This is a genomic window from Prevotella melaninogenica, assembly GCF_003609775.1.
In the GTDB taxonomy this organism is placed as follows: Bacteria; Bacteroidota; Bacteroidia; order Bacteroidales; family Bacteroidaceae; genus Prevotella; species Prevotella melaninogenica_A.
The window spans coordinates 337193-358549 of record NZ_AP018050.1 but is presented as its reverse complement, the minus strand read 5'-3'; the positions used below and the strand labels follow the sequence as shown (position 1 = coordinate 358549).

17 protein-coding genes and 1 tRNA gene are annotated in these 21357 nt (G+C 42.7%); 10 read left to right on the top strand and 8 right to left on the bottom strand.

Annotated elements, in window-relative coordinates; genetic code table 11:
- Nucleotides 1-27 precede the first annotated feature (27 nt).
- Together PMEL_RS08280 and PMEL_RS08275 are read right to left on the bottom strand one after the other, a co-directional pair.
- The gene (locus PMEL_RS08280; protein WP_120174886.1) at nucleotides 28-1311 is read right to left on the bottom strand and encodes a Na+/H+ antiporter NhaC family protein; all 1284 of its coding nucleotides are present in this window, start codon (nucleotides 1309-1311) and stop codon (nucleotides 28-30) included.
- A 350-nt stretch (nucleotides 1312-1661) separates the two neighbouring features.
- Entirely contained in the window at nucleotides 1662-2726 is a 1065-nt protein-coding gene (locus PMEL_RS08275) for a substrate-binding domain-containing protein (RefSeq protein ID WP_120174885.1), read from the bottom strand.
- 185 nt (nucleotides 2727-2911) lie between these two features.
- Here PMEL_RS08275 and PMEL_RS08270 point away from each other — a divergent pair, with 185 nt between their 5' ends.
- From PMEL_RS08270 to PMEL_RS08240, 7 genes are all read left to right on the top strand, one after another.
- Nucleotides 2912-3802 carry an HAD-IA family hydrolase gene (locus PMEL_RS08270; protein WP_231999450.1) on the top strand — a complete coding sequence of 297 codons (891 nt, stop codon included), beginning with the start codon at nucleotides 2912-2914 and terminating at the stop codon, nucleotides 3800-3802.
- A gap of 154 nt (nucleotides 3803-3956) precedes the next feature.
- Nucleotides 3957-4029 (top strand) — tRNA-Met (locus tag PMEL_RS08265).
- A gap of 720 nt (nucleotides 4030-4749) precedes the next feature.
- The gene (locus PMEL_RS08260) at nucleotides 4750-6111 is read left to right on the top strand and encodes a hypothetical protein (RefSeq protein WP_120174884.1); all 1362 of its coding nucleotides are present in this window, start codon (nucleotides 4750-4752) and stop codon (nucleotides 6109-6111) included.
- 153 nt (nucleotides 6112-6264) lie between these two features.
- Nucleotides 6265-6729 (top strand): MaoC family dehydratase, encoded by a 465-nt coding sequence (locus PMEL_RS08255; RefSeq protein ID WP_120174883.1) that lies wholly within the window; start codon nucleotides 6265-6267, stop codon nucleotides 6727-6729.
- 252 nt (nucleotides 6730-6981) lie between these two features.
- Nucleotides 6982-7497: a MarR family winged helix-turn-helix transcriptional regulator gene (locus PMEL_RS08250; protein WP_120174882.1), complete on the top strand. Its 516-nt coding sequence runs from the start codon at nucleotides 6982-6984 to the stop codon at nucleotides 7495-7497.
- A gap of 318 nt (nucleotides 7498-7815) precedes the next feature.
- Complete coding sequence (locus tag PMEL_RS08245; RefSeq protein WP_120174881.1) at nucleotides 7816-8298, top strand: hypothetical protein; 483 nt, start codon at nucleotides 7816-7818, stop codon at nucleotides 8296-8298.
- Between the two features lie 41 nt (nucleotides 8299-8339).
- The gene (locus PMEL_RS08240; RefSeq protein ID WP_120174880.1) at nucleotides 8340-8723 is read left to right on the top strand and encodes a hypothetical protein; all 384 of its coding nucleotides are present in this window, start codon (nucleotides 8340-8342) and stop codon (nucleotides 8721-8723) included.
- Nucleotides 8724-9144: 421 nt separating this feature from the next.
- Here PMEL_RS08240 and PMEL_RS08235 read toward each other — a convergent pair whose 3' ends face one another.
- From PMEL_RS08235 to PMEL_RS08210, 6 genes are all read right to left on the bottom strand, one after another.
- The gene (locus PMEL_RS08235) at nucleotides 9145-10554 is read right to left on the bottom strand and encodes a zinc ribbon domain-containing protein (RefSeq protein WP_120174879.1); all 1410 of its coding nucleotides are present in this window, start codon (nucleotides 10552-10554) and stop codon (nucleotides 9145-9147) included.
- Nucleotides 10555-10617: 63 nt separating this feature from the next.
- Nucleotides 10618-11325, bottom strand: a complete 708-nt coding sequence (locus PMEL_RS08230) for a glycoside hydrolase family 25 protein (RefSeq protein ID WP_120174878.1) — start codon at nucleotides 11323-11325, stop codon at nucleotides 10618-10620.
- Nucleotides 11326-11924: 599 nt separating this feature from the next.
- On the bottom strand, nucleotides 11925-12617 hold the full coding sequence (gene cmk, locus PMEL_RS08225; protein ID WP_120174877.1) for a (d)CMP kinase: 693 nt from the start codon (nucleotides 12615-12617) through the stop codon (nucleotides 11925-11927).
- Nucleotides 12618-12821: 204 nt separating this feature from the next.
- The gene (locus tag PMEL_RS08220) at nucleotides 12822-13646 is read right to left on the bottom strand and encodes a TatD family hydrolase (RefSeq protein WP_120174876.1); all 825 of its coding nucleotides are present in this window, start codon (nucleotides 13644-13646) and stop codon (nucleotides 12822-12824) included.
- A 195-nt stretch (nucleotides 13647-13841) separates the two neighbouring features.
- Nucleotides 13842-14816 (bottom strand): polyprenyl synthetase family protein, encoded by a 975-nt coding sequence (locus tag PMEL_RS08215; protein WP_120174875.1) that lies wholly within the window; start codon nucleotides 14814-14816, stop codon nucleotides 13842-13844.
- Between the two features lie 65 nt (nucleotides 14817-14881).
- Nucleotides 14882-15679 (bottom strand): energy transducer TonB, encoded by a 798-nt coding sequence (locus PMEL_RS08210; RefSeq protein WP_172586776.1) that lies wholly within the window; start codon nucleotides 15677-15679, stop codon nucleotides 14882-14884.
- A gap of 141 nt (nucleotides 15680-15820) precedes the next feature.
- Between PMEL_RS08210 and porQ the strand changes: the two genes are divergently transcribed.
- The 3 genes from porQ (at nucleotide 15821) to PMEL_RS08195 (ending at nucleotide 21344) form a co-directional block, all read left to right on the top strand.
- The gene (gene porQ, locus PMEL_RS08205; protein ID WP_120174874.1) at nucleotides 15821-16765 is read left to right on the top strand and encodes a type IX secretion system protein PorQ; all 945 of its coding nucleotides are present in this window, start codon (nucleotides 15821-15823) and stop codon (nucleotides 16763-16765) included.
- Nucleotides 16766-17139: 374 nt separating this feature from the next.
- Nucleotides 17140-17700 carry a hypothetical protein gene (locus PMEL_RS08200; RefSeq protein ID WP_120174873.1) on the top strand — a complete coding sequence of 187 codons (561 nt, stop codon included), beginning with the start codon at nucleotides 17140-17142 and terminating at the stop codon, nucleotides 17698-17700.
- A 614-nt stretch (nucleotides 17701-18314) separates the two neighbouring features.
- Nucleotides 18315-21344 carry a SusC/RagA family TonB-linked outer membrane protein gene (locus tag PMEL_RS08195; RefSeq protein WP_120174872.1) on the top strand — a complete coding sequence of 1010 codons (3030 nt, stop codon included), beginning with the start codon at nucleotides 18315-18317 and terminating at the stop codon, nucleotides 21342-21344.
- Nucleotides 21345-21357 lie beyond the last annotated feature (13 nt).

Genomic DNA, 21357 nt, shown 5'->3' with positions numbered 1-21357 from the left:
GATGAATGTTGGGAGTTGATGACTATGTTATGAGTAGCGGCGTGGATAATGGAAGAGGATAGCGAGGAAGGCTGTGACGCCCAAAAGGATTGGATAGTAGAGGAATGGGATGATACTCACAGGGTTTACCTTTGCCAATCCTGCTGCCATCAATATCTGTGCACCGTATGGAATCAGACCTTGTGCACAGCATGAGAAGGTGTCGAGGATGCTGGCTGCCTTACGTTTGTCTACACCGTATCGGTCGCCAATCTGCTTTGCAATACCGCCCACGGTGAGGATTGCCACCGTATTATTGGCTGTACAGATATCCACCAAACTGACGAGGAAGGCTATTGTTAGCTCTGCTCCGCGCTTACTGTTGACGTGTCGGGTAATCATCTTAATGAGATAGTCGATACCACCATTCTCACGGATAATCTCCAACATACCACCTGCCATCATCGTGATGATAATCAGTTCGCCCATACCAGTGATACCTGCGCCCATACTTCCAAACCAACCATAGACATCGTAGCTACCATCAATGATGCCAATAGCACCTGTGAGGACGATTCCAATGGTCAATACAGCCATGACGTTCATGCCAAAGAGCGCGCAAATCAGTACTGCCATGTAAGGAATGACTCTGTGGATGTCAACGATTGCGGTCTGTCCGGTTGTGTGTATGTCTCTTCCCATGAAGATATAGATAAGCAGAATCAGAACTGCTGCAGGGGCAACGATGAAGAAGTTTACCCTAAACTTATCTGCCATCTTACACTCTTGTGTTCTCGTTGCTACAACGGTTGTGTCGCTGATGAACGAAAGGTTATCTCCAAAGAACGAACCACCGACGACGACTGCGACGACGAAAGGAAGCGAACTCCCCGTAGAAGTGGCAATACCTGCTGCGATAGGGGTGAGAGCAACGATGGTTCCGACGCTCGTTCCAATACTGATTGAAATGAAACAAGCAGCGAGGAAGAGTCCCGGTAGCAGCATATTATCTGGTAGGATGGAGAGAGTTAGGTTGACCGTAGCATCAATACTGCCCATGTCCTTAGCCGAGTTAGCGAATGCTCCAGCAAGTACGAATATCCACAGCATCATCATCATGTTTTCTGTGCTGGCTCCCTTGCTATATATCTGAATTCGTTTTGCGAGTGGATAGCCTCCTGATATGGCGATAGCAAAGATACTTGATGCCATGAATGCCACGGTAATCGGTACCTTATAGAAGTCGCCCGATACGATTGAGGTGACCAGATATAGAACGATGAATACAAGTAGTGGACTCAACGCGAGGAGTCCTTTTTTATTTTCTGTCATGTGTTGTGTTGGATGTTGGGTGTTAAATGTTGAGTGTTGATGATTTCTATTAACCTATTGTTCATTCCCTCTTCTTACTTATCAAATCTTATTTTGAGCCTTCGCACATTTTGTGTTAAGCCTTCGCACATTATGTGTTAAGCGTTAGCACATCTTGTGTTGAGTGTCAGTACCATTTTTATCAACGCCTTCTTTTATCTAATTTTGTCCTCCTTATTATCTAATTTTATCCCCCTTTTACATCCTCTCTTTCATCTTCTTTTAGCAATTTTGCCTCCCTCCCCTTTCGGGGAGGGTTGGGGTGGGGCTTTCTCTCTAACCTTTCCTTTCGTGTGGGTCGGGGTGGGGCTTTACCCCCAAGCCCTATGATAGAAGTCGATATTCTCTGGTGTGAGCAAGTCGATAGGCATATAATTGACTGGTTCCACCTTCTTCTTCAGGACGATAGCACGGAAGAGAGAGTCAACACTGAAGTAGCCTTGTTGGTAAGCATGCTGTGCGATGAGGAACGATATACTCCCTTCTCGCAGACAGTCAGCATTCTTATGCACCACGTCATAGCCCATAATCTGGACGTTATGTCGGTGGGTTTTCAGCAAGAACTTACCCACGATATGTGCTTTTGAGTTAAGGGTGATACAATGATGCACCTCTGGATGCTCGCTGAAGAACTTTTCTAAGATATGATCGTAACGCTTTCGCTCCTCATCTAATGGCAGGTTTACTTCTAAAATCTTAATGTTAGGGAAGTTCTCTTCCATATAATGACGGAAGCCTACCTCACGATTCTCTTGCTGACGACTCGCCATCTTTCCATCCTTTGTCTGCTTCATAAGCATGATGCTTTCCTCTTTTTGTGCAATGAGCATCAACATTCGCGCAGCAAAACGACCACTCTGGATAGAGTCTTGTCCGTAGAACGACAGCGGTTGCAGCGATGGCATGTAAGAGTCGAGGAGAATGAAAGGGATGTTGCGATCATGCAATTCGTCGGTAAACTGGCGTGTCACCTCTAATGTTGTAGGGACAAGGATAACGCCATCCGGATTCTTCCTAAGGCATTTCTGGTAGGTCTCGATAAAAGAGTGAGGGTCTAATCGGCTGTAATACATGATTTCCAAGTCGATATAAAAGTCTCTACGTGCCTCTACAGCCTTCATTGCACCAATCTCAATCTCTTCCCAATAAGCCTCGCTACTATGCTTTGGAATTAAACAATAGAACGTGTAACTCTTGTTATAAGCCAGTGCACTTGCGTAGACATTTGGCTGATAATTCATCTCCTTTAACACCTTCTCGACGCGTTTTAGAGCAGCCTCCGACACGTTCGGACGTTTATGCAATACTCTGTCAACTGTTCCAACGCTTACGCCTGCACGTTCTGCAATGTCTTTGATTCTAATCTTTTCTGCCATAAATTATGGGAAGTGAATATAATATTTTTGCGCTGCAAATTTACTAATAATTGTTGGAATGTGCGAAAGCACAGCGTTAGATTTTATGCTATATGCTTCTTTTTATCATTTAATTAGGTTTAGAATGTCGTGTAATAGGAAGTTTTTAACTAAATTTGCGTTCTGAAATAATGCTGCGTGCAGATATGTCTATTAAAAGTAAACTTCAACAACTGTCTTTTCGCACGGGAGTTATCGTACTCCTAATGTGCATCCCTTTTTATATCCTCTCATTTGTTCAAGTGTTTTTCCCAGTGTCAACAACGACGAAAGGCGTACTGTTTACCATATTCTTCGGACTGGCAAAAAGCTTTCAATATGGCGGTATTGCTATCCTTGGAAAGGAAGGCTACAAACGTGTGAAGGGCTATTTTAAACGGAAGAAGCAGGCGAAAGCTGAGGCTGCGAAGGATGATGGCGATACAAACCCTCGCTATTGTCCCGACCTTTTTACTAATCCTGAGATTCTCTCTGGTATTCGTCTTGTCATCTTCGACTTTGACGGAACGCTTGGCGATTCCCAAAAGTTGATTACCGATACGATGCTTGCAACGATAGAGAGGTTGAACCTTCCAAAGCGAAGTCGTGAGGAGTGCGCCCGAACGATTGGTTTACCATTGAAGGAATGTTTCTCATCAATCATCCCGATGAGCGATGAGCAGGCTGAGGAGTGTGCTAAAGTGTATAGCGAAATATTCAATGTGAAGAATGTTCCGGGTGTTGTAAAAGCCTTTCCGGGTGTGGTAGAAACGTTGGAAAGACTTTCTTCGCAAGACATTCTGATGTCTATTGCAAGTAGTCGTAGCCATAGAACGCTCGCAAAACTGATGGACGAATTAGACCTCTCGAAGTATATCACTTATCTGATTGCTGCCGATGATGTTGTCGATAAGAAACCAGCAGCTGAATCAGTGCTCAAGACTTTAAGTCATTTCAACGTCGAAGCGCATGAAACGCTTGTGGTAGGTGATACTGAATTTGACATCCTTATGGGACGAAATGCAGGCACACATACCTGCGGAGTTACCTATCGGTAATGGTAGTAAAGAGAGTTTGGAAGCGGCAGGAGCAGAGTGGATAGTTTGTTAAATAATGTATAATTCTTTGGCGGTTTCGTAATAAACCACTACCTTTGCACTCGCAATTCAGAAATGCACCTCGGTTCATAGACGAATTGATTTTAATTAATATCGCGGGTTGGAGCAGTTGGTAGCTCGCCAGGCTCATAACCTGGAGGTCGCATGTTCGAGTCCTGCACCCGCAACTTTTAGCTTAGAAATACTTAGTAATAAGTTTTCTAAGCTTTTTTTATTTCGTGTTTGAAGATCTTTTTAACCTTACTATCTATGAGAAAAAACTTGTTTAGTCTTCTGAAAAACACTTACAAACTTTTGTGTAAAAAGGCTTAGAACAGAGTTAAAAACAAGTGATTTAAGTATCTTTGTAAATGTCTTGTAGTCAAGTGTTTGCATGAGTGGGTTTCAAAAGGTGCTTAGTAAGGGTTCAAAAGGGCGTTAGTAAGAGGCTTAAAGGGCATCTTTTGCAAGCCAAAAGGGCGTTAATTGAAAGGCAAAGGAGCATGAGTTGGATTTGCAGGGTTTGAAAATTTGTTACAAGTTATGCAGTAGGAAGACTTGGGTTGTTGTTTTTAATAATTTGTGTTAGGATATTATGGCTGTCTTGTATTGAGCGAATCATGTAAAGACGGAGCGTGTGATTAGGACCAAGAAAATAGGGAGTAGAGTAGACTTATGTAGATTCATGCTTTGTAGTCAGCGTGTTAGGTGATAGATTGTGCGGGATGTTTTATGCTATATCATTGTGTTAATTTTATGTGTCGTTACTGACATTTCAACTTTTTAAAGTATCTTTGTGTTCGATTTTTTGTATGCTATAAATATACGAAACCATTATATCATTATCGTAACGACTAAAAAGTGGGAAGTAAGGCATACCAATTACAAATTAGAGAGAGGATAATTAAATGAGAAAAGCTATTATTGCGGCATTTATAGCATTACTTTTTGCCGCTTGTGGAAGCGACGGAAATTCGTCGGATCCAATACTACCAACCCCATCTACTGAGCAGAATGTTTCTGAAGTAACGACGAATGATATCGTTGAGTATTTCAATCTTGATAAGCAACTGAATGTTTATCAGGCTTTAGAAAAAGTAAAGGCAAGTTTAGGAAATAAGACTGTCAACGGTAAGTTGGTGAGTGTTATCGCTGTGAACGTGCTGAATAAAGATGAAGAAAGGGGTACGTTTACGTTGAGAGTTATCGGTAATAGTGTTGATAAAGCCTTCACTAAGGACGTAGAATATACTGGTTTCGCTCAGAAACCTACTGATTACGAGATGGTTTCACGTGCTGTTGCTTCGTGGAAAGCAGACGTTAACTATCTGAAATACTTTGATTTCGATACACTTTATCGTCTGAAAGATAATAGTAAGTTTACTGCGGCGTATTTGCAGCAGTTTGTAGACCTGTCTTCTTCAAGCGTTGAAGGCAATAAGCATTACACTTTTACACCAGAAGATTGGGCTAATACGACGATTAGCGATGTGCGCTATATTGGCGGAAGCTATTCAGGACGTATTGCGTTTACGATTACTTACAAGGGCAGAAAGGGTAACACGGGCAATAGTTCGCCTAATGTTCCTTTTGATAAGAACACGTATTACGCTACTTTGGTTACTACAAACAGCGAGCGAGCAAGTAAGTTGTATATGCGTGGTGTGTACGAGCATGCGGATGTTTTCTACACTTCTTTGTTGAAGTTTGATAGTGATAAGTTTGTACCTTATCTCAAGGGAAAGCACAAAGATAATGGTGCTAATTCGTTACGACTCTCAATCAATCTTGTTGCAAAGGATGGTCACGATACAGAGTTGGCCGACTTTGAAGTGGAAGTTACTGGTTTTAAGCCTCTTTCTGCACTGAATAATGAACTTCATATAGCTAACAGCGCGGAGGTTGGAAAGTTCTTCGGTAAGTATTTTAGAAACAAGGCAGATGGTGATTATTCGGCAGCAGTGAAGGCGTTTGACCCAAGAGTATGGTTTAAGAATGTTCAGATGTCGTTGAATCGTGATGGTGAAGTCATTGTTTTATATCCAAACGAGGTACAAGCAGGTAATGGAAACAATCTTCTTACAGCATGGGTACCAGGTAGTGGTATGGCAAAATACATGGATATCTATCTCTTAGATCCACGTGTTGAGGTGTTAAGTGCTGTGAAATCTGGCAATTTCCTTGATGTTAAGTATAAGCTTGTCTATGTAAACGAGGTGGCTGTAACGGGTAAGGAACAAACTTTGCGTGTACAGTTCCCAGCATCTTAGTAACGTAAGATGATTTGGGCAATTGGAAAGTTTTTTGTATTTTTGTACACTGAATGATAGTGCATCCCTTCATACCTTAATATATATAAGGGGAGGGAGGACAAAGAAAAGCTATCGTTCGCAGTAATGTAGAAATTACATGAAACAATAACTATGGCAAAATTAACAGTAAACAATTACGATGAGCTTGCTGCCCGACTGGGTGAGAAGCTTGGTGAGAGCGAGTGGTTACTCGTTGACCAAGAGAGAATTAACCTCTTTGCTGATGCTACCCTCGACCATCAGTGGATTCATGTTGACACAGAGCGTGCAGCTGTAGAAAGCCAATTTAAGAGTACAATTGCTCATGGCTATCTGACACTTTCACTACTCCCACACATGTGGCAGGAGATTATGGAGGTGCATAATATCAAGATGATGGTCAACTATGGTATGGACAAGATGCGATTCGGCCGTCCAGTCCTCGTGAACTCACGCATTCGTCTTGTTGCCACACTCGATAGCATTGAGAATATCCGTGGTATCTGTAAGGCTGGTATCAAGTTCCAGATTGAGATTGAAGGCGAACGTAAGCCAGCACTTGAGGGTGTTGCTACCTTCCTTTATTACTTCGAATAAGTAGAGGTAAACTCTTATAAATAGACATAGGCGGGCATAGACGATTTGTATCGTTTATGACCGCCTATTATTGATTTATGTTATCAAAACACGGTTTCTACTATACAATTAATGTTAAAAATAGGCTTATATCATTAACGAAAAATATAAATTGTTGTACCTTTGCAGAACAAATAGATTTATTTCAGGTAACAAAGAGATCAAAGTTGCTTCATAATTTTGAAGTAATCAAAACATTTAAGGAAGAAAAGTATGGTATACGACCAACTAAAATTGCAGAATCAACTCTGCTTCAGATTGTACACAGTGAGCCGACTAGTTACTCAAACTTATTATCCATTGCTTGAGAATTTAGGTATTACCTATCCTCAGTATCTTGTACTGATGGCTCTCTGGGAGGAAGACAACCAAAAGGTGATGGAACTTGCTCATCGTCTTTATCTTGACTCAAACACCATGACTCCACTTGTTCAGCGTATGGCTCAACTTGGATTGGTTGAACGTGTAAAAGGTGAGAAAGATGGAAGAGAAACCTATGTGTCACTTACTGAGCATGGAAAAGCTTTGCAGGAGAAGGCAAAGGATATCCCATCTTGCATGGTAGGAAAGCTGTTTGAGAACGAAGATGAGTTCGTTCAATTCAAGGAGATAGCTACAGATCTTGACCGTCTCATTGCTCGTCTTTCAGGACAGCGTTCTAAGGAGAAGGAGGAAGCTTTGGCTAAGATACGCGAAGAGCGTTTGGCTTCTAAAAGAAATAGAAAGTAATTTCAATTGCTTTATAGTATAAAGTAACAAAGGTGTATCAATAATAGGACGACTATTAGGGTGCACCTTTGTTAATTCATAATTCATAATTCATAATTATGATTACCATTGTTAACAGTGTTTATTGATACAAATAACTTGTTAACTCGGTTACTTGTCAACTTGTTCACTTGTCAACTTGTTGACACGGCCAATTGTCTTTTTTCTTTCTTTTCTTGCGCATTCTCTATATTTTTCATACTTTTGTAACGTGTCATAATGCGGTTGTGTCAAAGCAATGGGAGCAACTGCAAGCATAGTATAAAGGAACGAAAACAAATGAGAAAAATACTACTTTTACTCACTGCTCTACTCTTTACAATAGGAGTGCGTGCGCAAAAAGATATTGTTTCAGTGGCAGATGCGATTAAGATCTTCCAAGCTAAGACGTTACAAGTTGGTAAGCAGGTGCTTGAAAAGCAAGGCTATATCTATAAAGGTGTGTCGTCTGATGAGTTTGGAAAGGATTATAACTGGGTGAAGAATATGAACTTAACCAGCGACTTCCTACCTACTGCGATGGGACGTGGTAACTCCAGTATGGTACTCTTGGCGCAAGATGGCAAGACGGTTTATATCTATGTCTTCAATCGTACAGCCTTTGCGGGCTTGCAAGCGCAGGTAAAGGCGATGGGTTATGACATGGGTAATGCGGTGAAAGGCGACAAAAGTACGCTAATTTGCACGAAGGATAATCAGCCAACGATTAGTTTCCTGACGCTCCAGCAGCCACTTCCTTATTGTGTGCAGATTACGGAGTAAGGCTAAAAAGGAATTAAAATAACGGATAGAAAACGTAGATAATGAAAAAGAAACCAACCTATAAAGTGCCTGTGTCCATCTGTGCTATTGTGCTGGTGTTGGGTGCAGTAATACTTACCATCCTCATGGAAACACGCGAGATGGCTCCTCCTCGTAAGTATGAGGTCGATATGTCGGGTGAAGTTATCGGTATTGATAATGGTCCGAAGATTCCTGTATTGACAAAGGAAGAGGAGAAGGAAGTTGAGGTAAAGGAAGATAAGAAGACTGAAGTTCCTAAGACAGAATCTTCTGAGTCGGAGGAAACGACTGATCCAGAGAACCCTGTCATTGTTCCTAACGTTCCAGAAGGACAGACAGAACCTGTTGTAAAGGCTCCAGTGCCTGAGATTAAGAAGCCTACAATTGACCAGATTGAGAATTAACGTGGGTGTTGGGTGTTAAATGTTGGGTGTTGATAGTTTGTAAAATGAGCTGCTGTCCTATTTAACATCTCTCATATAAAGACTAAGAGAAATCACTTGATAATTTTATAAAAGAGTTGCTGTCACTTTTAACATTTCGTGTAAATGAATGAAATGTAGGCATTTATCAGCTTGCTATGAGTGACAGGAGTGACAGCAAGTTTTAACCTAAATCGGTCATTAGACCACAATGTTTCAAGAATTCTTGTTTTTGCGTTGTTTCCTAAGTGTCTTGTTTTATTGTCGCTATTTTGTAAGCCTTTCTGTCTTGGAGTAAATCATTACTCCTTAGAAATAAAGGCAATTAATCTGTTCGACAATAAAACAAAACTTGTTAAGTGCTAATGACTTATTTGTCTTAAAGGGTAAGTCCTGAATCTATTTACCAATTAATCTGGGTTATTCTACCATCTTTGACAGTTGCAGAGATGACATAACTACGCTTAGACTTACCGCCTTTTCGTTCGATATCCAGTGTTGCAGGAATCTTTATACGAACCTCTGCAGCATCATTGCTCTTCTTGCTTACCTCAGCAGGTGGACCAAGGTGCCAGTTAAGAGTCTTTACATCAGCCTGATAAAGTTTGTCAGTCATGTAACGACGAATATCCTTTGATGTAGAACCACCTGCACCAAGGAAGTTCAATGATGGAGCAACAGCACCTGCAATCTTGTCGCTGCTCTTGCTATTAATACCTTGTAAGAGTTGGCGTACGGCAGCGACAGCTCTTGAGCGTTCACCCTCCGATACCTTTGGCTCTACTGGGGCAGGTTTTGGCTCAGTCTTTTCCTTTGGTTCGGCAGTTGTAGGGGCTAAGAGTTTCTTCAGTTTCTCATCAGCCTCCTTGCTATGAACACCATTAGGGTGCTGTGCTTTATAGCCAAGATAAGCATTCTCATCATTCTTAGCTACAGCCTGTGCCCAATCCATCTCGTCAATCTTAGCCTCAAACTCACCACGATGCTTTGAGTCTGGATATTTAGCAATGAACTGCTGTAACACTTCCTTTGAGTTGCTTGCTAATGCTACCGACAAGTCGTTATTGGCTTGTTGCATACTCTCTGTGGCAGTTGTCAACTCCTTTAATCGAGCTGATACACTATCACGATGTGCCTTAGAAGCAGTTGGATTCTCCTTCAGATAATTCGTCAGTACAGTTGGTTCGCTACTACTAATTGCTTGTGCGAACGCCTCCTGCTCGTTGTTTGCCTTGCTGATGCCCACTCCTTGGTTATAGAGGAATAGCAAAACGGCAGCAGTGATAGCAGCGATGAGCAGAGATACAGCCAATGAAAGATGATTGTTTTTATCAGGAGTACTTTCCTCTTCGTCCTCAGCTACTGCTTCGGCATTGGCTATCACTTCTTCGTCAGCATCATCATCCATGATGAAATCGGCATCAACCGCCTCTTCCTTCATCTCTGGTTCAATAAAAGAATCTGGTGTCTTGTCGTTGTAATTATCCGTTACGTGTTCCTCTGTTTCCTCTACTGGGATAATAACATCATCATTCTCCGTTGTTTCCTCCGTGTCAACAGACATGAGAACAACTGGTTCCTGTATCTTATTTTCGTTAGTCGCCTCGTTAGTGTGGTGCTCAGCAGCAGCTGCGGAAGGCTCTGTATGGCTTTCCGTATGATGACAATTCGGACATGATGATTCCTCTTTGAGGTATAATTCACTGCAATTAGAACATTTAACGATATGTCCGGCAATCTCTACACCGCAGCTTGGGCATACAGGAGCTTTGTCGCTCACTTGATGGCCACATTCAGGGCATTTGATAATCATTTGTCTAACGTAAGATTATAGTAGTGTGGATAAATATCTATTCCTTGTCTCTTTGAGTTGAAGCTAACGTCTTCGTCGGTATCGTAGTTCACGCATACTGTGTTTGCCCATCAGTCTTGACTTATCAACATATCCTTTCACGCCGTTGATACGTCCCTTTCCTGTGTACTGCCAAGCAAAGATATCTCTTCCATCATTCAGTTCTGGTTCACGTCCATTATACTGTGCAATGAAGAGCAAATAGCCGTCAAGCGCACCGCTAAGGTGTTTATTATAGAAGTTTGTATAGGTGTAAACCAATGGTTTGACACCATACTCCTTTGTCATAAGCACAAGGAATTTGTCTAAACTATCGCGTAATGCCTCCGTGCTCAGTCCTCCAGTAGTCTCAATGTCTACCATCGGAATGAGGTCTTGGTCTTGTGGACGACACTGCATGCGGAAGTTGCGCAACTGCTCCTCTTGTGGAACAGCAGGACGATAGAAGTGGTAAGACCCCACGTTCATACCACATCGTCGTGCAGCCTCGATATTCTCAAGGTAGCGTTGGTCAATGCGTGATCCGCCTTCAGTGGCTTTTAAGTAGACATAATTGAGCTTATGATTGCTGTTTTCAGCCACTGTTTCCCACCAAACATCACCCTGATAATGGCTCATATCAAGTCCATGAACGTGGCTGCAGGTGTCTTCACATTGAATCGTATATTGTGCCTTTAAGCCTGCAAAAGAGAATATGCAGGCAATGAGCAGTATTATCTTTTTAAACTTCATAGATGCAAAGATAACATTTTAAGTTGAGATAGCGGTCCGAAGACTGTATAATTCTGTTGATTTTAGTATTTCTTAATTCATAAATCATAGATTTATTGCTTCTTGCGTTAGTTCATTTTCTCGCTTGCTACTATCATGACGACTTGCTTTTTAACGTGTATTTGTAAATTATTTTCTATCACTTCGAAATCAATACATGCTCTTTTAGCTTCTAAAAGACGCCCAATTGACTTGCAAAAGATGCCCTTTAAGACCCTTACTAACGCCCTTTTGAAGTCTTATTAAGCACCTTTTCTTGTGTAACTTGGTAACTAATTGATTTACTGATGATTGCAGACTTAGTTTTTCCGGGTGTTTTTCGCCTTTTTATACGTGGTTTTAATCGCAATTATGTAATGATTTTTCAAAGCCTTGTTGTCGTTTTAACGATGTTATGAATGTGTCGTTTTCAGTGTGAAAGGATGAGGCGAGATAGCTTGTTGATAGTGTTTAGGACTGCTTTGAAGAATAAAAAAGATAGGTCCTTTCGTTAATTGCGTATACGTTTGTCACACCGCTTTTAACGAAAGGACCTAAAAGGATAACTTTTTATTAGCTCGTTATACCTCAGCAGCCTTACAATACTGGTCGTAAAGCCACTGCTTTTGCTCGGCAATTGTTAGCTGACTGTTGTCGAGTTCGAGGGCGTCATCAGCCTTGCGGAGGGGTGACGTCTCACGATGCGAGTCGATATAGTCGCGCTCTTGTACGTTCTTGAGGATGTCGGCAAAGTCTGCTTCCATGCCTTTCGCCTTCAACTCGTCGTAGCGACGTTGCGCACGAACCTCGGCAGATGCGGTAACGAATATCTTTAATTCGGCATCAGGGAAGACGACCGTACCAATATCGCGTCCGTCCATAACGATACCTTTCTCTGCACCCATACGCTGCTGCTGTTCTACAAGAGCCTTTCGCACAAAAGCGAGTGTGGCAATAGGGCTTACGTGTGACGACACCTCCATCGTACGGATGTCGTTTTCAACTTTCTCACCATTGAGATAGGTGTCAGGACGACCAGTCTCCTTATTGAATTGGAAACTGATGTTGATGTTCTTCATCTGCTTCTGCAACTCCTGTTCACGGATGCTTCCGTCAGCATTGAAGAGGTTGTTACGCAGGGCATAGAGTGTTACAGAACGATACATCGCACCTGTATCAACATAGATATAGCCAATCTCTTTGGCAAGGTCTTTTGCCATTGTGCTCTTTCCACAAGATGAATAGCCGTCAATGGCGATGGTTATTTTCTTCATATACTTTGTTAATTCATAATACTTTGTTAATTCATAATTCACAATTCATAATTCATAATTATGATTACCATTGCTTGATATGTTTATTGCTACACACAGCTTGTCAATTCATTATCACTCATCATTCAACACCAAACACCCTACCCATAGTTTGTAAACTCATTATCACCCACAACTTAACAAATCATCAACACCCAACATCCATCACCTATCACCCAAAAAATCACCAAACACCCTACGTACATTCTCATTGGTTTGGCGGGCAAATTCGGCTTCATCAACGCCATAACTAAGGGCAAGTGTGCGCATAACTTCAACGATGAAGGCACTCTCGTTGCGCTTACCACGATGAGGAACAGGTGCCATGTAAGGACTGTCGGTCTCAAGGACGATGCGGTCAAGAGGGACGGCTGCGGGCAAGTCTTCGCGTAGATGACTGCTCTTAAAGGTTGATACACCACCGACACCAAGCACGAAGCGGTCGAAACGTAGGAACTCCTCAGCCTCCTTCTGATTACCAGTAAAGCAATGGAAGACACCACCTGGCAGCTCCTTCTCATACGGACGCATGATGTGTAGCATCTCGTTTTGTGCCTTACGGCAGTGAATCATCAGAGGAAGACGAGTCTCAACACTCCACTTCACAGCCTCTTCAAAGGCCGCAAGTTGCTGCTTTTCGTATTCACGTGTCCAATAGAAATCGAGTCCTACCTCACCAATCGCAACGACAGTCTCACCCGGTTTTACTGTTCCCTCAGCCTTCTGACGGAGCGAGAGTAGGATTCGTTCGTGCATAGCGTCCAACACCTCACGCCAATCATCACGCACCTCCTCTGGCTGCAGTCCAATCATTGGATAGCAGGTATCAGGAAACTGTCGGCAAACAGCCAATACAGTATCCACTGATTTGAGGTCGATAGCAGGCAGAAATATCTTTCCTACGCCCGCTTCATGGGCACGGCTGATTACCGCTGGCAGGTCGTCAGCAAAGTCTTCAACGTCTAAATGTGCGTGCGTATCTATGATCATAGGTGTTGGGTGATGAGTGTTGGGTGTTGAATATTGGGTGTTGATGAAGTGTTTATTGGGTGTTGGGTGTTGAATGTTGGGTGTTGATGATTTTCCTAACCTTATCCTATTTGCCTCCCTCCCCGTTCGGGGAGGGTCGGGGTGGGGCTTTATCCTATTTGGGCTCCCCTCCTTTCGGAGGGGTCGGGGGAGGCTTCACCACTTCCTATGCAGCATCCTCTGCGCATAAGCTAACAGTTCTGCCTTCCGTTCATCAGGTAGGTTTATTGCAGCGAGATACTTGTTTGCCTCATCAAAATAGTAGTTGATGCGCTCCATAGCCATCTTGTCAACGCCAATGCTATTATAAAGATTAGTGACAGCAGCCACCTTCTCCTCGTGATTAAAGTTCTCAGAGCCAATCCATTTCTCCAATTCTTTACGCTGACGAGCGTTTGCTTTGTTGAAAGCATTGATGAGCATGTAGGTCTTCTTGTTGCAGATAATGTCGCCACCCACCTTCTTTCCGAATACCTTTGGGTCGCCATAGACATCGAGGTAATCGTCTTGCAGCTGGAAAGCCAGACCAATCTGCTCGCCAAACTTATAGAGATTCTCTACGTCTTCAGCTGGTGCATCAGCAAGGATAGCACCAATCTTCATCGCACAAGCCAACAGAACACTGGTCTTCAAACGAATCATCTCAATGTATTCTTCCTCCTTTACGTCATTACGATTCTCAAACTCCATGTCGTACTGCTGACCCTCACCAATCTCAAGTGCCGTAATGGTGAAGAGATGAAGCACCTCACTGAGGTGTTTGCTGTCGCACTGTGCCATTCTTTCAAAGGCCAACACAAGCATAGAGTCGCCCGAAAGGATAGCCGTATTGGCATCCCAACGTACGTGAACGGTCTGCTGTCCACGGCGAAGTGGCGCATCATCCATCAAGTCATCGTGCAAGAGTGTATAGTTATGATAGGTCTCAAGGGCACAAGCTGGTGAGAGAATCGTTTCTGGATCGTCCTTAAAAAGATTGTAAGAAAGAAGCATCAGCGTAGGACGGATGCGCTTACCACCCAATGATAGGACGTATTTTATCGGTTCGTACAAGCTTTGTGGCTTACGGTCATAACTGAGATTGTTTATATACTCGTTTACTTTACTCAGAATTTCATCGGCAGTGTACATATAGAGTTGAAGTTAAAAGTTATTTTATATTCATCGTTTAAATATTCTCTCATAGCTCGGAAGCATCATGAGAGTTGGAAAACAATCGGTATTTCTATCAGCGAACGGCATGGTTTATTCTTCTCAATGCCCGGCTTCCACTTACCCATTGTCTTGAGAACGCGCAGTGCTTCGTCGTTGAGAACAGGCACTTTGCCATTCTTTATTTTGACATCATCCACCGTGCCATCGGCATTGATGATGAAAGTTATATTCACTGTTCCTTGCAGTTTGCTTTCCTTTGCAGCCGCAGGGTACTGTAACGTCTTCGTGAGCCACTTCATAAACTCCACCCATCCACCTGGAGGTGTTGGCGTTTCGGAGAGGATTCGTTTGCTAACCTTATCATCATAGCGTTCCACAACCTTGTCGGAATTGTCATCCGTCATCTTCTCCATCTCCTTCTTTGCTTCTTCCTTCACCTTCGGAGGTTCAGGAGTTGTGGTTATCTTAGGCATGATAATCGGTTCATCACTCACCTGTGGTGCCCCCGTCTTCTCATCGTTTGCGTTCATACTTCCCGCATCGTGAGGCGTTACCTTATTCGGAATATCACGGCGTTTGAGGTTGAGCAGATCCTCCATCGTTGGTTTCTTGTCCTCTTGTGTCTTAGCAAGATCTTGCTGGTCAATGGCAGGTAGCATATCCATATCATGGAGTGTGACATTCTTGATGGCCTTAGTATTAGCCGAATCATCGTCACTCCCCGTTGCATTATACTCTATGGCAACAAAGAAGAAGGACAGCGCAACGATGATTCCCAATAGGAAACCAACCCACCGCTTATTCTCTAAATCTGCTCTATTTGACTTCTTTATTTCCAAGATAAGATATACTAAACACCTTTTTCTGCCGTTATACAATCCATAATGGGCACAAAAACGCCACATTATAAGTTGCAACGACAAAAGTAATAAGATATTCGGAAAAAGATGTAACTTTGCCGAGAAATTAATTTAGATTAAATGAAAAAAATCGTTTTCACCCTCCTGTTCACCCTTTTTGCGGTTGTAATGCAGGCACAGGAGAGTCAAACTGAATACAACTTCTTACGTCTTCCAGTGAGTGCACACGCTGCGGCATTGGGCGGAGAGAATATTACTATCATTGAGGACGACCCTTCACTGATGTTCTCTAACCCTGCTTTGGCTTCTTCTGTGAGCGATAAGACGGTGGGACTCAGCTATATGAATTATATGCGTGGGGCGCATTATATGGGTGCTTCTTATACCAAAGCATTGGGCGAGAAGGCTACGTTGGCAGGTGGAGTACAGTATATGAACTACGGAAAGATGAAGGAGGTCGATGCGAACAACGTACAGACGGGTACTTTCAATGCCAGCGAAATCGCTGTTGAAGGTATCTTTGCCTACGAGTTGGCACGCAACCTTATGGGTGGTATCACGGCTAAGTTCATCACTTCTTACATTGGTAATTATAACTCTATGGCAGTGGGTGTTGATCTTGGTCTTAACTGGTATGAGCCTGAAAGACAATGGTCAGTATCTTTAGTTGCCAAGAACCTCGGTGGACAAATCAAGGCCTACGAAGAGGATTATGGTAAGATGCCTATTGACGTGCAGGTCGGTGTGAGTAAAACTTTTGCTGCTCTCCCAGTCAGAGTATCGGCAACGCTCGTCGATCTTACCCATTACGACTATCGTTTTATCAATCATCTTAACCTTGGTGCAGACATCTTATTGTCTGAAAGTATTTGGGTTGGAGGTGGTTACAACTTCCGTAAGGCAGACGAAATGACCATTGGTAAGTCTGATAACGCCAGTGCACATGGTGCTGGATTCAGCGTTGGTGCGGGTATCAACCTTGAGCAATTCAAGTTGAACCTCGCATACGGTAAGTATCATGCATCCAGCAACTCGATATTAGTTAACTTGGCGTACTCCTTTTAAAAATCGTTGGTAATCCACAATTATTCGAATGAAGTTATCATCAGTACGTCACAGCTCACAATTATAATTACTCTCAAAGGGATATTCAAAGCTCAAATCACTCTCTCACAGATGGCACAGATGAGCAGATTGCTTACGCCACAGAGACCTAAAGGTCAGAGATAACACAGATTCTTAGCAAGTAAACGAGAAAACAAGTTAACATGGTACTCATAGCAATAAACCACAGTTTACAACAGTAATCATAATTATGAATTATGAATTCTGGATTATGAATTAAGACAAATCATAATTATGAATTATGAATTTTGAATTATGAATTAACACTCTTTCCTGCTTTCTTTTCAACATTTTTTTATAATTTTGCTCCCATCATGAGATATACTGTCAAATGCAATAACTGTGGTCGCGACTTTGTGGCTGAGACTGAGAGCTATGGGACAATGAAGTATCGTTGCCCCTATTGTGGTAACGTGTTGAACTGTAGGTTTGATGCGCCGAAGTCTTTTCGTACTCGTGCTCGTTCCGTTATTCCTTTGGCTGAGGCTTCACCTATCGAAGTAAAGAAGGCCGAGAATCTTCCTACTGTCTCAACCAATCTCATCAGTTCGCCTTCAAAAGAGAAGCTTGCCGAGATGAGAAGTAAGTTGGTTGAGGCCTCTCAGCGTGCCCTTCACGTGTCTAAGCAGGCTGGTGAAACCTTGAAGAATGCGACAGAAAGCACCAGTGAGTTTGTTACTAAATCATCTTCACGCCTTCGTCGTTTTCAGGAGAAATACACGGATGGCGACCTCTGGATATTCTTTGGTTTCAGTTTTGTTTTCATCCTCTCGGTCATTGCAGGTCTTTTCATCTGTGCAGAGGTGGTAAAACTCCTGTCTGAGGGCCATTCATGGCTGTTTAAGAACTATATTGAAATAAGAAATTCGTTCTAATTTTTGCGTTTCTTATATCCTCTTTTCTTCAGTTGTTAAGCAGTAGGATGTTGGAAAAATCCTTACAATTCATACACTCTTTTAGCCCCTTTTTTACCTAAAAAAGCAGCTAAAAGCAGGGTATTGTAACCAACAGATAATCAAATCGTTACAGAACTGCATTTCAAAATGTGCTTACTTGGACTTCAAAAGGGCGTTAGTAAGGGTCTTAAAGGGCATCTTTTACAAGTCAATTAGGCGTCTTTTCGAAGCCAATTAAGCATCTATTGATTTTTTGTTAGTGATTTTTTTATTACAACTAATCAGATGCTATCCTTCTTTTCCTTGTATTTTATCCTTCTTGTCAATGTGTTGTTTCATGTTTGTTTTCAGAAGCAACTTAATCTTTTCGTGCCGCTTTTTATATAAGGTACACACTACAAAATACGCACTATTATGTGTCTTAGATACAAGAAGAATAAAAAAGTCATGGGAGATACATGTTAAAGAATATGAAACACATGTGGTTTAAAAAAAATAATTTAAATTTGCATTTATCTAAACAATCAATAATCTAAGCGCGTCTCTATAATCAAAAGACCTAAACGCAATATTATATAAAAACCTTTTAAAGCATGAAAGCTATGAGAAAAACTAACCTTGGAAGGTCGCTGCTGTTGGTAGTGCCCCTTATGTGCTGCCCTTATACGGTGCATAAGGCATACGCCACCCAGACAGTAACCATACAGGCACAGGCCTCAGTTATCAAAGGAAAAGTTATCGACTCACGTACGGGTGAACCGGTTATAAGTGCCAGTATCACCGTGAAGGGGACGAAGAAAATTACACTTACCAACATTGATGGTGAGTTCTCTATCGACGCAAAGGCTGGTGACGAGCTGGTGATTACGTCCTTAGGCTATGAGAAAACGACGGTGCGAGCTGAAAACAACATGACCGTAAGCATGGTTTCTTCATCTACAATGCTTAATGAAACGGTCGTGGTGGGTTATAGCACGCAGAAACGTAACAGCCTGACGGGTTCTATGCAGAGTATTGATAGTAAGGAGCTTACTAATATCACGACTGCTAATGTCACCAATATGTTGACGGGTAAGGTGCCGGGTATGAACGTTATGCCGGGTTCTGGTAAGCCGGGTTCGTTTGGTGCTATCATCGTTCGTGGTAAGTCTACTATCAACGGTAGCACTGCTCCGCTGTGGGTTATCGATGGAGTAATTGTCGGTAAAGACCCAGGTGACATTAATCCTAACGATATCGAGACTCTTACCGTACTCAAAGATGCTGCCTCAACAGCTATCTATGGTTCGCAGGGTGCCAATGGTGTTATCGTTGTGACAACCAAGGGGGCTAAGTCTGGTAAGACTTCTATTACCTTCTCTGCCAAGATGGGCGTTTCAACTCTGAACAATGGTAATGTGAAGATGATGGATGGTGCCGAGCTATACGACTACTATAAGTCGTTTACTAATGTTGCAGAGATTGCTTTCCCACGTTGGAATGATAAGCTCCGTGATAGTAATTTCGATTGGTGGAAGTTAGCTACACACACGGGAAATGTGCAGAACTATGACCTTGCTATTAACAGTGGTGGCGAGAAACTGAGTGCTGTCTTTACTGGTGGTGTCTATAAGGAGGATGGTGCCGTACGTGGATACGACTTCACTCGATATAATACCATGATGAAACTGAACTTCAAACCTTATTCTTGGATAGCTATCCGTCCATCCTTTAATGGTAGTAAGGGAGTGATTGACGACCGCCAACGCTCAACTTATTCTATGTATTCTATGCTGCCATGGGATAGCCCTTACGATGAAGAGGGCAAGATTGTTGGCAATAGATCATCGTCATGGGTGAATAGTAACTCTACTAACTATCTTTACGAATTGCAGTATAATTGGAGCAAGTACGATTCTTATGCCTTTAATGGCAACTTCGACTTTGATATCTATCTCACTGATTGGCTTACGTTCTCTTCTGTGAATAGCTATCGTTGGAGTACCCACCTCGATAAGAGTTATTCTGATCCTCGTACATCAGGAGCAGAGGGTAAGGGTCGAGTGAGTGAAAGCACGAGTACGAACACACGTCGATATACCAACCAACTGCTGAAAGCGACACGTAGTTTCGGTGATTATCACGGCTTCTTAATGCTCGGTTATGAGTTCAATGATGGTGAATATCGTTATCATAGCAGCGATGGAACAGGTTTGGTTCCGGGCTTTGCTCAACTTGATATCACCTCTACACCTGAATCTGTTGGAGGTAATAAATATGAGTGGGCAGTGCAGTCTTTCTTCGCAAACCTCAATGCTGACTATGCTAATAAGTATTTGCTTCAGCTCTCATTGAGAACCGATGGTGCAAGTAACTTTGGATCGGATGCTGCATACGGAACCTTCTTCTCTGTCAGTGGTGGCTGGGTTGCTACGGCTGAGAAGTGGTTTAAGGTGCCTTGCATTGACTATTTGAAGGTGCGTGCATCGTTTGGTTCAGTAGGTAGTCGCCCTAACAGCCTCTACCCTCAATACGGACTTTACAGCTTAGGTGCAAGCTATAACGAGGTTCCTGGTGCTGTCATCGCTCAGCTTGCCAATAAGAAACTGACTTGGGAGAAGAGTTATACCACTGGTGTAGGTATCGACCTGAATATGTTTAAACGCCTGCGTATGACCTTCGACTTCTATAGTAAGCGTACAAGCAACCTACTCTTTGCTGTGCCTATATCTGGTGTTATCGGTGTGACAAGCATCTGGCAGAACATTGGTGAGCTTACCAACACTGGTTTTGAAACGACACTCTCTGCAGATATCATCAAGGCTAAGGACCTCACTTGGACCGTTGATGCCAACCTTTCTACCAACTCTAACAAGATTAAGAAGCTGTATAGCGGTAGAGATCAGATTATCCAAGGTGATGGTATTGCTGGTTCAACCAACACGTTGTTACGCCCAGGACTGAGCGCAGATACCTATTACTTGCGTGAATGGGCAGGCGTTGACCCAGAGAATGGTGCGCCACAATGGTACACAACTGATGCGAATGGCAATCGTATTATTACTAACAACTATGCTAAGGCTGACCAAATAGCACTTGACAAACACGCTACGCCAACCGTTTTCGGTAGTTTCTCAACGACCTTAACATACAAGAATTTCGACTTTAATGCTGTCTTCGGCTACTCATTGGGTGCTTACATCTATAACTACTCACGTCAGGAGTATGACTCAGATGGTGCATATACCGATCGTAATCAGTTCAGTTTGCAGAAAGGTTGGAAGAGATGGGCACAGAAGGGAGACGTTGCAACACACCCAGTTGCTGCCTATAACAACCCATCTAACTCTAACAAGGCATCAACTCGCTACTTAGAGAGCTCTGACTTCTTGAAGCTTCGCTCAATTACTTTGGGTTACAACTTCAATCTTAAGAGTGATATTGTGAAGGCACTGCGCGTTTATCTCAGTGGTGAAAACCTCTTCTGCATCACCAATTACTCTGGTGTTGACCCTGAATTGCCTGCTGCCGATGGTGGTCGCAATGCTTCTGGCGAACGCTCAACAGCCCTTTCAATCTCAACAGGCGCTGGTGTTTATCCTTCTGTTCGCAAGTTTATGCTTGGCGTTAACGTTACTTTCTAAATAAAGAATCTGC